Source organism: Kitasatospora sp. NPDC101183 (genome assembly GCF_044767945.1).
Taxonomy (GTDB): domain Bacteria; phylum Actinomycetota; class Actinomycetes; order Streptomycetales; family Streptomycetaceae; genus Kitasatospora.
Genome location: NZ_JBIWOW010000047.1, coordinates 24,296 through 35,889, shown reverse-complemented (window position 1 = coordinate 35,889; position 11,594 = coordinate 24,296). Strand labels below are relative to the sequence as shown.

The 11,594-nt window shown below is 71.1% G+C and carries 9 protein-coding genes; all 9 read right to left on the bottom strand.

Annotation, left to right across the window (positions count from 1 at the left end; all coding sequences use genetic code 11):
* Nucleotides 1-296: 296 nt before the first annotated feature.
* The 9 genes from ACIRRS_RS37035 to eccD all read right to left on the bottom strand — a co-directional run bounded on the left by ACIRRS_RS37035 (nt 297) and on the right by eccD (nt 11,330).
* On the bottom strand, nt 297-1,982 hold the full coding sequence (locus ACIRRS_RS37035) for a ribonuclease J (protein WP_402981003.1): 1,686 nt from the start codon (nt 1,980-1,982) through the stop codon (nt 297-299).
* 171 nt (nt 1,983-2,153) lie between these two features.
* A complete protein-coding gene (gene dapA / locus ACIRRS_RS37030) occupies nt 2,154-3,053 on the bottom strand; it encodes a 4-hydroxy-tetrahydrodipicolinate synthase (protein WP_402981000.1) in 900 nt (299 codons plus the stop codon).
* Between the two features lie 216 nt (nt 3,054-3,269).
* Nucleotides 3,270-4,001: an FAD-dependent thymidylate synthase gene (gene thyX, locus ACIRRS_RS37025; RefSeq protein ID WP_402980997.1), complete on the bottom strand. Its 732-nt coding sequence runs from the start codon at nt 3,999-4,001 to the stop codon at nt 3,270-3,272.
* On the bottom strand, nt 3,998-4,459 hold the full coding sequence (locus ACIRRS_RS37020) for a hypothetical protein (RefSeq protein ID WP_402980994.1): 462 nt from the start codon (nt 4,457-4,459) through the stop codon (nt 3,998-4,000). The genes thyX and ACIRRS_RS37020 overlap by 4 nt, the downstream gene beginning before the upstream one ends.
* Before the next feature lie 7 nt (nt 4,460-4,466).
* The gene (dapB, locus tag ACIRRS_RS37015; protein WP_402980991.1) at nt 4,467-5,213 is read right to left on the bottom strand and encodes a 4-hydroxy-tetrahydrodipicolinate reductase; all 747 of its coding nucleotides are present in this window, start codon (nt 5,211-5,213) and stop codon (nt 4,467-4,469) included.
* 66 nt (nt 5,214-5,279) lie between these two features.
* Nucleotides 5,280-6,632: a M16 family metallopeptidase gene (locus tag ACIRRS_RS37010; RefSeq protein WP_402980988.1), complete on the bottom strand. Its 1,353-nt coding sequence runs from the start codon at nt 6,630-6,632 to the stop codon at nt 5,280-5,282.
* Between the two features lie 135 nt (nt 6,633-6,767).
* Nucleotides 6,768-8,975, bottom strand: coding sequence for a polyribonucleotide nucleotidyltransferase (locus ACIRRS_RS37005; protein WP_402980985.1), 2,208 nt, complete (start codon nt 8,973-8,975; stop codon nt 6,768-6,770).
* A 455-nt stretch (nt 8,976-9,430) separates the two neighbouring features.
* Complete coding sequence (rpsO, locus tag ACIRRS_RS37000; RefSeq protein WP_380732529.1) at nt 9,431-9,721, bottom strand: 30S ribosomal protein S15; 291 nt, start codon at nt 9,719-9,721, stop codon at nt 9,431-9,433.
* 148 nt (nt 9,722-9,869) lie between these two features.
* Complete coding sequence (eccD, locus tag ACIRRS_RS36995) at nt 9,870-11,330, bottom strand: type VII secretion integral membrane protein EccD (protein WP_402980980.1); 1,461 nt, start codon at nt 11,328-11,330, stop codon at nt 9,870-9,872.
* Nucleotides 11,331-11,594 lie beyond the last annotated feature (264 nt).

The window sequence follows — 11,594 nt, the reverse complement described above, 5'->3', positions numbered from 1 at the left end:
TTCCTTCAGGCCGCCTTCCAGCGGGCCCTCCGGGCGCTTCGTTCTTTCGTGTTTCCAGCTTATCAGATGTTTTCCGCTCCGTTTTCCGGAGTTTCTTTCATCCGATATGGCTTTCGCCTTTCGGCGCTCCCGAACTCTATCAGAGTTTCTCGGTCCGTTTTCCCGGTCCTTCTCGAATTCGAATTCGAGAACTTCCTTGGGGCTCGTCCCGTGGGGCAACCCGGAGAACATTACGCACCGGGCCGCCCCACGTCAAACCGAGCTCAGCAGGCCCCGAAACGGGGCCCGAAAGGGGCTCAGACCTCGACGACGACCGGCAGGATCATCGGCCGGCGGCGGTAGTTGTCCGCCACCCACTTGCCGATGGTTCGGCGGACGAGCTGCTGCACCTGGCGGGGCTCCAGAACGCCGTCGCTCGCCGAGCGGTCCAGTCCCTCCTGCAGCTTGGCGACGACGGGCCCGAAGGCGTTGTCGTCGATGCCGGAGCCGCGGGCCTGGATGGTCGGGCCGCCGACGATCTTGCCGTTGGCCGAGTCGACCGCGACGAAGACCGAGATGAAGCCCTCCTCGCCCAGGATCTTGCGGTCCTTGAGCGAGGCCTCGGTGATGTCGCCGACGGAGGAGCCGTCGACGTACACGTAACCGGCCTGCACCTTGCCGACGATCCGGGCGACGCCCTTCTCCAGGTCGACGCAGACGCCGTCCTCGGCGATGACCACCCGGTTGCGCGGAATGCCGGTGGCGATGCCCAGCTCGGCGGCCGCCCGCAGGTGGCGCCACTCGCCGTGCACCGGCATGAGGTTGCGCGGCTTGCAGATGTTGAAGAAGTAGAGCAGCTCGCCGGCCGAGGCGTGGCCGGAGACGTGCACCTTGGCGTTGCCCTTGTGCACGACCTTGGCGCCCCAGCGGGTCAGGCCGTTGATCACGCGGTAGACGGCGTTCTCGTTGCCCGGGATGAGCGAGGACGCCAGGACCACGGTGTCGCCCTCGACGATGCGGATCTGGTGGTCGCGGTTGGCCATCCGGGACAGCGCGGCCATCGGCTCGCCCTGCGAGCCGGTGCAGATCAGCACGACCTCCTTGTCCGGGAGGTCGTCCAGCTGCTTGACGTCCACGACCATGTTGCCGGGCACCTTGAGGTAGCCGAGGTCGCGGGCGATGCCCATGTTGCGGACCATCGAGCGGCCCACGAAGGCGACCTTGCGCTTGTACTCGTGGGCGGCGTCGAGCACCTGCTGGATGCGGTGCACGTGGCTCGCGAAGGAGGCGACGATGATGCGCTTGTCGGCGTTCGCGAAGACGTTGCGCAGCGCCGCCGAGATGTCCCGCTCGTGCGGGATGAAGCCGGGGACCTCGGCGTTGGTGGAGTCCACCAGCAGGAGGTCCATGCCCTCCTCCGCCAGCTTGGCGAAGGTCGGCAGGTCGGTGAGGCGGCCGTCGAGCGGCAGCTGGTCCATCTTGAAGTCGCCGGTGGCCACGACCATGCCGGCGGGGGTGCGGACGGCCACGGCGAGGGCGTCCGGGATGGAGTGGTTGACCGCGATGAACTCGCAGTCGAAGGGGCCGATGCGCTCGCGCTCGCCCTCCTTGACCTCGAGCACGTACGGGCGGATGCGGTGCTCGGCGAGCTTGGCCTCGATCAGGGCGAGGGTGAGCTTCGAGCCGATCAGCGGGATGTCCGGGTTCTCCCGCAGGAGGAACGGGACGGCGCCGATGTGGTCCTCGTGGCCGTGGGTGAGGACGATGCCGTCGATCTTGTCGAGGCGGTCCCGGATGTAGGTGAAGTCCGGCAGGATCAGGTCCACGCCGGGCTGCTCGTCCTCGGGGAAGAGGACGCCGCAGTCGATGATCAGGATGCGGCCGCCGTATTCGAGGACCGTCATGTTGCGGCCGATCTCGCCGAGACCGCCGAGCGGGGTGATGCGGAGGGCGCCCTCCTTCAGGGCCGGGGGCGCGCCGAGTTCGGGATGCGGGTGGCTCAAAAGACTCTCCTCACGACGCACGCCATATGCCCGGGGTCCTCCCCCTGGAGACATATGGCGTGCGATCTCAGTGTCGTTCTTCCTACTGGGTCTGTGCTCTCGCGCCTTCGGTCCGGTCCAGCGGCGGGCCTGTGGGGGCCCGGCGAGCCGGGGCGCGCACGTCGTGTCTGACTACAGGTGTACCCCGCCGGCGGCGAGATCCTGCTTCAATTTCGCGATCTCCTCGGGCGTCGCGCCGACCAGCGGCAGTCGCAGCGGTCCGGCGGGGAGGCCCTGGAGTTCCAGGGCGGCCTTGGTGAGGATCACGCCCTGCGTGCGGAAGATACCGGTGAACACCGGCAGGAGGCTCTGGTGCACGGCCGTGGCCTTGGCCACATCGCCGGCCAGGTGGGCCTCGACCATCGTGCGGATCTCGCCGGCGACGAGGTGCCCGGCGACGCTGACCACGCCGACGGCTCCGACCGACAGCAGGGGCAGGGTCAGGACGTCGTCGCCGGAGTACCAGGCGAGGCCCGAGCGGGCGATCGCCCAGGAGGCGGCGGCGACGTCGCCCTTGGCGTCCTTGTTGGCGACGATGCGCGGGTGCTCGCCGAGCCGGACGAGGGTCTCGTGGCCGATGGCGACGCCGCTGCGGCCCGGGATGTCGTACAGCATGACGGGCAGCCCGGTGGCGTCCGCGACGGCGGTGAAGTGCCGGTACAGGCCCTCCTGCGGGGGCTTGTTGTAGTACGGCGTCACGACCAGCAGGCCGTGCGCCCCGGCGGCCTCCGCCTGCCGGGCGAGCTCGACGCTGTGGCGGGTGTCGTTGGTGCCGACCCCGGCCACCACGTGGGCGCGATCCCCGACCGCCTCCACCACGGCGCGGACGAGCTGGGCCTTCTCGGCGTCGCCGGTGGTCGGGGACTCACCGGTGGTGCCGTTGACGACGAGGCCGTCGTTGCCGGAGTCGACGAGGTGCGTGGCGAGGCGCTGGGCGCCGTCGAGGTCGATCCCGCCGTCGGCGGTGAACGGGGTGACCATGGCGGTCAGGACCCGGCCGAACGGGGTCTGGGGGGTGGAGGTCGGAGCCATGCGTCCAAAGCTACTCGTAGGCGGTGGGGCGGCATCCATGCCGGTCCAGGGTTCGGACAGGTCAGGAGGGTCGAACGGCCCGGACAGTGGGATTCCGGTGCTGCCCGCTCGGGGGTTCGGTCAGCACCGGAATCCGTGTTCACGAATGTAGGGAGCGGTCACAAAAGCCGCAATCCAGACATGCCCGACACTCTGCCGGATGCCCGTCGTCCCAGGTCAGGGGGCGACCCGGCCGTGCGCCTCGAAAGCCGCATGGGTGAGCGGCATGAGCCGGGCCCACTGCTCCTCCATGCGCTCGGCGACCATCTCGATCTCGCGCTGCGGGAACGAGGGCACCGCCGAGTTCTCCCGCTTGGTGCGCAGCGACAGGAAGTGCATCAGCGAGCGCGCGTTGCAGGTGGCGTACATCGAGGAGAACAGGCCCACCGGCAGCACCGCGCGGGCGACCTCGCGGGCCACGCCGGCCGCCAGCATCTCCTGGTAGCGGGCGTAGGACTCGACGTACGCCGCCTCCATCGCCTCGGTGGTGGTCCGGTGCTGCTCGGGGGTGCCCTCGTGGAACTCGTACTTGCCGGGGCGGCCCTGCTGGACGAGCTTGCGGTCCTCGGCGGGGACGTAGAACACCGGCTCCAGCTCGCGGTAGCGGCCGGACTCCTCGTTGTACGACCAGCCGCTGCGGTGCCGGTGGAACTCGCGGAAGACGAAGATCGGCGCGCTGATGAAGAAGGTCATCGAGTTGTGCTCGAAGGGCGTCCCGTGCCGGTCGCGCATCAGGAAGTTGATCAGGCCCTTGGACTTCTCCGGGTCGGCCCGGACGGCCTCCAGGGACTGCTCCCCCGCCGTCGAGACGCGGGCGGCCCAGATGACGTCAGAGTCGGCGGCGGCGCTGCGGACCAGCTCCACCGTCACGTCGCTGCGGAAGGCGGGGGCCTTCTGTTCCTCGCTCACGCGGTACTACTCCTTGCGGGTTCGGTGCTGTGCAGCTTGATGGCGTGCTGCATGGTCTTGCGGGCGCGCGGGGTGTCGCCGGCGTCGGCGTAGGCCACGGCGAGGCGGAACCAGACGCGCCAGTCGGCGGGGTCGGCCTGCGCCTCGGCCTGGCGGCGTGCGAACACCGCGTCGGCCGAGGCCCGGTCGATCCGGCCCCCCTTGCTGCGTACGAGTTCGTCGACCGGCAGCCCGCCCTCCGCCTCCAGCTCGCGGGCGAGCCGCTCGCTGTCCCGGCCGAAGCGCGTGGTCTGGCGCAGGAACCAGACGCCGATCACCGGGATCACGAAGGCGCAGATCCCGATGCCGATGCCCAGCGGCTTGCCGGTGGCGATGAGTTGGACGCCCTCCCCGACGCAGACGAGGGCGACGAGCAGGAGCACGCCGGAGAGGACGAAGAAGCCGGTACGAGAGGTCATGCGGGGCTCACAGGTCCAGGAAGTGTTCGAGGCCGAGGGTCAGTCCGGGCGTCTCGACGACCTTGCGCACGCCCAGCAGGATGCCCGGCATGAAGCTGCTGTGGTGCAGCGAGTCGTGCCGGATGGTGAGGGTCTCGCCGGTGTCGCCGAACATCACCTGCTGGTGGGCGAGCAGGCCGCGCAGCCGTACGGCGTGCACCGGCACCCCGTCCACGTCGGCGCCGCGTGCGCCGGGCAGGCCGTGGGTGGTCGGGTCCTGCTGCTTGGGCCGGCCGGCCTCGGCGCGGGCCGCGGCGATCAGCTGGGCCGTGCGGGTGGCGGTGCCGCTGGGGGCGTCGGCCTTGTTGTCGTGGTGGAGCTCGACCACCTCGACCGACTCGAAGTACTTCGCGGCGATCTGCGAGAAGCGCATGCCGAGGATCGCGCCGATGGAGAAGTTCGGGGCGATCAGCAGGCCGAGCTCGGGGGCCTCGGCCAGCCAGCCGCGCACCGTCGCGAGGCGCTCCTCAGTCCAGCCGGTGGTGCCGGTGACCACGTGGACGCCGTGGTGCAGGCAGAAGTCGAGGTTGCCCATCACCGCGTCGGGGTGGGTGAGTTCGACGGCGACCTGGGCGCCGGCCCGGGTCAGTTCCTCCAGGTCGGAGCCGCGGCCGAGGGTGGCCACCAGCTCCAGGTCGGGGGCGGCCTCGACGGCCTTGACCGCCTCGGAACCGATCCGGCCCTTGGCCCCGATCACGGCGACACGCAGCGTCATTGCGAAAGTCCTCTCAGCGGAACTCGGTGACGGAACTCGGTGGATGACTCGGACGACTCGGATGACTCAGACGAGCAGGTCGGCGAGCTTGGCGGCCCGCTTGTCGTTGACCGGACCGATCAGTGCCAGGGACGGCCGGTACGCGCCCAGCACATCACGGGCGACCGCGTGGACGTCGTCCAGGGTCACCGCCGCGATCCGCTCCAGCATCTCGTCCACGGACAGGTGGTGCCCGTAGCTGAGTTCGGCCTTGCCGATCCGGTTCATCAGCGAGCCGGTGTCCTCCATGCCGAGCACGGTGGAGCCGGAGATCTGGCCGATCGCCCGGTGCAGCTCCTCCTCGGTGATGCCGTCGGCGACCACCTTGGCGAGCTCCTCGCGGCAGATCCGCAGCACCTCCTCGACCCGCTTGGGCTGGCAGCCGGCGTAGATGCCGAACAGGCCGCTGTCGGCGTAGGACGAGGAGTACGAGTACACCGAGTACGCCAACCCGCGCTTCTCGCGGACCTCCTGGAACAGCCGCGAGCTCATCCCGCCGCCCAGGGCCGCGTTGAGCACGCCCATCGCCCAGCGGCGCTCGTCGTGCCGGGGCACCCCGGGGACGCCGAGGACCAGGTGGGCCTGCTCGGTCGAGCGGTTGAGCACCTCGACCCGGCCGGCCGTACGCAGCGCCCTGACGCCCCGGCGGGCCTCGGCGGGCGCCGCGGTGGAGCGGGCGAGGACGGGCGCGAAGGCCCGCTCGACCTGCCGGACGACCTTGCGGTGGTCCAGGTTGCCGGCCGCGGCGACGACGAGGTTCTCGGGGCGGTAGCGGCGGTGGTAGAAGCCCGCGATCTGGTCCCTGGTGAGGGAGTTGACGGTCTCCTGGGTGCCGAGGATCGGGCGGCCCAGCGGGCCGGTGCCGTAGATCGCCTTGGCGAACAGGTCGTGCACCACGTCGCCCGGGTCGTCCTCGGCCATCGCCATCTCCTCGAGGATGACGCCGCGTTCGGCCTCCACGTCCTCGGGGCGGATGAGCGAGCCGGTGAGCATGTCGCAGACCACGTCGACGGCCAGCGGCAGGTCGGTGTCCAGCACCCGGGCGTAGTAGCAGGTGTTCTCCTTCGCGGTGAAGGCGTTCATCTCGCCGCCGACCGCGTCCAGGGCCGCCGAGATGTCCAGCGCGCTGCGCCGCTCGGTGCCCTTGAAGAGCAGGTGCTCCAGGTAGTGGGTGGCGCCGCCCAGTTGCGGGGTCTCGTCCCGCGAGCCGACGCCGACCCAGATGCCGAAGGTCGCCGACCGCACGGTCGGCAGGGTCTCGGTGACGACCCGCAGGCCGCCGGGCAGGACGGTGCGGCGCACGGTGCCGGCGCCGTCGACGCCCTTGAGCAGGGTCCGGGTCGAGCCGGGACGCTGCGTTACCGCCGGGGCCTGGGCCACGGGGGGTACCTCCAGAGGAAACGCACGTGGAAGGGCACGTGCGGACGAACGCGTGAACCAACGGGACGCGTGGACAACAGGGTGCGGCCCGCACGCCGGGAGGCGTACGGGCCGCAAGGATCAGCTAGCGGCGCTTCACTCGGAAGCGGCCTCGCCGCCCTCTTCGCCCTCGACGACCGGGATCAGCGAGAGCTTGCCGCGCGGGTCGATCTCGGCGATCTCGACCTGCACCTTGGCGCCGACGCCGAGGACGTCCTCGACGTTCTCGACGCGCTTGCCGCCGGCCAGCTTGCGGATCTGCGAGATGTGCAGCAGACCGTCCTTGCCCGGCATGAGCGAGACGAACGCGCCGAACGTCGTGGTCTTGACCACGGTGCCCAGGTAGCGCTCGCCGACCTCCGGCATGGTCGGGTTGGCGATCTGGTTGATCGTGGTGCGGGCGGCCTCGGCGGCCGGGCCGTCGGCGGCACCGATGTAGATGGTGCCGTCGTCCTCGATCGTGATCTCGGCGCCGGTGTCCTCCTGGATCTGGTTGATCATCTTGCCCTTGGGGCCGATGACCTCGCCGATCTTGTCCACCGGGATCTTGATGGTGATGATGCGCGGCGCGTTCGGGGACATCTCGTCGGGCGAGTCGATGGCCTCGTTCATCACGTCGAGGATGTGCAGACGGGCGTCGCGGGCCTGCTTGAGGGCCGCGGCCAGCACGGAGGCCGGGATGCCGTTCAGCTTGGTGTCGAGCTGCAGCGCGGTGATGAAGTTGCGGGTACCGGCGACCTTGAAGTCCATGTCGCCGTACGCGTCCTCGGCACCGAGGATGTCGGTCAGCGCGACGTAGTGGGTCTCGCCCTCGATCTCCTGCGAGATCAGGCCCATGGCGATACCGGCGACGGCGGCCTTCAGCGGCACACCGGCGTTCAGCAGCGACATGGTGGAGGCGCAGACCGAGCCCATCGAGGTGGAGCCGTTGGAGCTCAGCGCCTCGGAGACCTGGCGGATCGCGTAGGGGAACTCCTCGCGGGTCGGCAGGACGGGGATCAGGGCCCGCTCCGCCAGGGCGCCGTGGCCGATCTCGCGACGCTTGGGGGCGCCGACGCGACCGGTCTCGCCGACCGAGTACGGCGGGAAGTTGTAGTTGTGCATGTAGCGGCGACGCGTCTCCGGGGAGAGCGTGTCGAGCTGCTGCTCCATCCGGAGCATGTTCAGCGTGGTGACGCCCAGGATCTGGGTCTCGCCGCGCTCGAACAGGGCCGAGCCGTGGACGCGCGGGATGGCCTCGACCTCGGCGGCCAGGGTGCGGATGTCGGTGACACCGCGGCCGTCGATGCGGACCTTGTCCTTGATGACGCGCTCGCGGACGACCTTCTTGGTCAGCGCGTTGTAGGCGGCGCTGATCTCCTTCTCGCGGCCCTCGAACTCGGGGAGCAGCTTCTCGGCGGCGAGCGCCTTGACGCGGTCGAGCTCGTTGTTGCGCTCCTGCTTGCCGGCGATGGTGAGGGCCTGGGCCAGCTCGTCCTTGACGGCGTCGGTGAGCGCGGCGAGCACGTCGTCCTGGTAGTCCAGGAAGACCGGGAACTCGGCGGTCGGCTTGGCGGCCTGGGCGGCCAGCTGCGACTGCGCGGCGCACAGCACCTTGATGAACGGCTTGGCGGCGTCGAGGCCGGAGGCCACGACCTCCTCGGTCGGCGCCTCGGCGCCGCCCTCGACCAGCTTGATGGTCTTGTCGGTGGCCTCGGCCTCGACCATCATGATCGCGACGTCGCCGTCGGCCAGGACGCGACCGGCGACGACCATGTCGAAGACGGCCGACTCCAGCTCGCTGTGGGTCGGGAAGGCGACCCACTGGCCCTTGATCAGCGCGACGCGGACGCCGCCGATCGGGCCGGAGAACGGCAGGCCCGCCAGCTGGGTGGAGGCGGAGGCCGCGTTGATGGCCACCACGTCGTACAGGTGGTCGGGGTTGAGCGCCATCACGGTGCAGACGACCTGGACCTCGTTGCGCAGGCCCTTGACGAAGGACGGGCGCAGCGGGCGGTCGATCAGGCGGCAGGTGAGGATCGCGTCCTCGGAGGGCCGGCCCTCGCGACGGAAGAACGAGCCGGGGATGCGGCCCGCGGCGTACATCCGCTCCTCGACGTCGACCGTCAGCGGGAAGAAGTCGAAGTGCTCCTTCGGCTGCTTGGAGGCGCTGGTGGCCGACAGCACCATGGTGTCGTCGTCCAGGTAGGCCACGGCGGAGCCGGCGGCCTGACGGGCCAGGCGGCCCGTCTCGAAGCGGATGGTACGGGTGCCGAAGGCGCCGTTGTCGATGACGGCCTCGGCGTAGAACACGTTCTCTTCCACCTGGAAGATCTCCTCTTTCGTACGTCTCCGGGAGAGCGCCCCCGCGTCCTGCCTGCGGTTGGCCCGGTGGCCCTCCCCTTCTGGGAGGGCGGCAGTCGGGCCGGTCTTCGATCGAAGCCTCCGGTGCGCCCCGCTCGTCTGCGGGGCTTCCGGGGGCCACTACCGAGGACCGGCGGCTAACGACTGCCGGGCCGGGTGGGCGGTCCGCGTCTGGACGCTCTCTCGGATGCGGGCGGCTTCCGTTTGAAGCCTTCGTCCCGCGGGGGTTGGGGTCCTTCTGCCCGGTGGCGCGCTTGCTGCGCCATCACCCGGCATGCCCACAACCCTACGGTGCAATCCTCGGCCACCTGGGGAGGTGCGCGCGAGTTGTTATGTGCGGGCGCCGCGGCCGAGCGGCCGCGGGATACGCGCGAGGGGCGGCTCCCCGGTGTGGGGAGCCGCCCCGTGCGGCGGTCTTAGCGGGCGCCACCGGCGGCACCGCGGCGGATGCCCAGGCGGTCGACGAGCGTACGGAAGCGCTCGATGTCCTTCTTGGCCAGGTACTGCAGCAGGCGGCGGCGCTGGCCGACCAGGATCAGCAGGCCACGGCGCGAGTGGTGGTCGTGCTTGTGCATCTTGAGGTGCTCGGTCAGGTCCGAGATGCGACGGGAGAGCATGGCCACCTGGACCTCGGGGGAGCCGGTGTCGCCCTCCTTCTGGCCGAACTCGGCGAAGATCTGCTTCTTGACGTCAGAGGCGAGAGCCACTGCAACTCCTTCAGGGTCTACCGAGCGGTCCTGGTCGACAGCACAGGACTCAACGAGAACTCGGTGTCGAGAGCGCGTCCGGCGGTCGGCGCCCTGGGGTGGAACGGACACACGGCTGCGCTCGAAGGCCAAGCGTACCAGTGCGCGCTCAGCCCGTGGCGCCCCGGACCAGGCGGTAGACGTCGAGCACCGCGAGGGCGAGGGGGACGAGGGCGATCAGGGTGAGGCTGTCGACGAGGTCCAGCACCCGGCCCCAGAAGGGGGAGACGCCGCTGCGGGGCACCACCAGGGCGATGGCGACGAGCAGGGCGGCGCCGAAGGCGATGGAGGCGCCGAGCCAGACGGTGCGCAGGTCGAGCGCGGTGGTGGAGCCGGCCGCGCGCAGCAGGAACTGCGGGGTGTGCAGGGACAGGCCGACGATCAGCAGGCACAGTCCGAGCAGCCCGGCGGCGGTGAGGCTGAGCACCTGCGCGGTGTAGCGGAAGAGCCGGGCGCGCAGCATGGTGGCCAGGCCCAGGGCGAGGGCGAGCAGTTCGGGGTAGGTGCGGTCGGTGAAGGCGAGGACGGCGCTCGCGCCGACGACGACGGCGGCGCAGCCGCCGACCAGGCCGACGAGCACCTCGTGGCCGCGCCGGGCCTGGTGGGCGATCCGCTCGTACTGGACGGCCTCGGCGCGCTCGGCCTCCTCGTCGTAGTCGCGGCTGCGGGTGCGGCTCTGGCCGGGGGCGCTGAAGCCGACGGGCAGGCGGGCGAAGCGGGCGGAGAGGCTGGGCAGGAAGCCGACGGCGGCGACGGCGGCGACCCCGGTGACGGCGGCGATGTTCCCGGCGGGGGTGCGCGGCATCAGGACGGCGGTGAAGGTGGCGAGCGAGCCGGCGGCGGCGACGAAGGCGGCCGCGACGAACACCGCGTCCTTCTCGGGGAGCAGGCCGACGAGCAGGACGGCGAGGATCAGCACGGCGACGCAGCCGGCCAGGAACTGGAGCCGGCCGGGCCCGTCCCCGTGGTGGGCGACGGGGAGGATGCCGCTGCCGGCGATCAGGGCGTGCGGGAGGGCGCCGAGGCCGAGGGCGAGAGCGGCGTGGGCGTCCTGGTAGACCCGGGCGCGGACGCCGGCGAGGGCGGTGAGGACGACGGCGGTGACGCCGGCGAGGACGCCGGGCAGGCCGTGCATGTCGTGGCGCAGGTCGGAGAACCAGAGCGCGAAGCCGAGCAGGGTGAGCAGGACGCCGGCGCCGATCAGGCCGAAGGCGCGCATGAGTTCGGCGGTCCAGAAGCGGCGGTCGGCCTGGACGGCGCTGGCGATGGCGTCGGCGACGTCGTCGTAGACGGCCGGCGGGAGGGACTCGGCGAAGGGGCGCAGCGCGAGGAGGTCGCCGTCGCGGACCTGCTGGGCGGCGAGCGGCAGGCCGCTGTCGAGGACGGTGCCGTCGCGGCGTACGAGGTGGAAACCGGTGGGGGCGCCGTCGGGCTGGCTCTGGTTGGCCAGGCGCAGCACCTCGGGGTAGACGTCCGCGAGGGGGACGTCCTCGGGCAGGGCGACGTCGATCCGGCGGTCCGGGGCGACGACGGTGACCCGGCAGTAGCCGGTCGCGGCTGGGCTGGTCACGGCCGCCCCCCGATCCTTCGACGCGCTGCCCTTCGACGCACTGGTCGCTCCCCCTCGTTGACGGTGCCGCGGCTCGGCGGCGCTCGGTACGGCTGCTGCGCGGCGGCGGTGCGCACCGGGGTGAACCGGGCGCGCCGGGCCGCGAGTTGGCGCGGCGTTACCCTACCCGTTCGGTTCGTGCCCGGGCCGGGTGGTCGCGGGCCGGGGCCCGGGTGCCGGCGGACGGTGCGGGGGCGACCGTTAGGATCGGCCCCTGCGCGTGGG

Bases quoted from the DNA above. Each gene is read 5' to 3' on its own strand.
- dapA (WP_402981000.1), bottom strand. From the start codon at position 3,053: ATGGCTCCGACCTCCACCCCCCAGACCCCGTTCGGCCGGGTCCTGACC.
- ACIRRS_RS37020 (WP_402980994.1), bottom strand. From the start codon at position 4,459: ATGACCTCTCGTACCGGCTTCTTCGTCCTCTCCGGCGTGCTCCTGCTC.
- dapB (WP_402980991.1), bottom strand. From the start codon at position 5,213: ATGACGCTGCGTGTCGCCGTGATCGGGGCCAAGGGCCGGATCGGTTCC.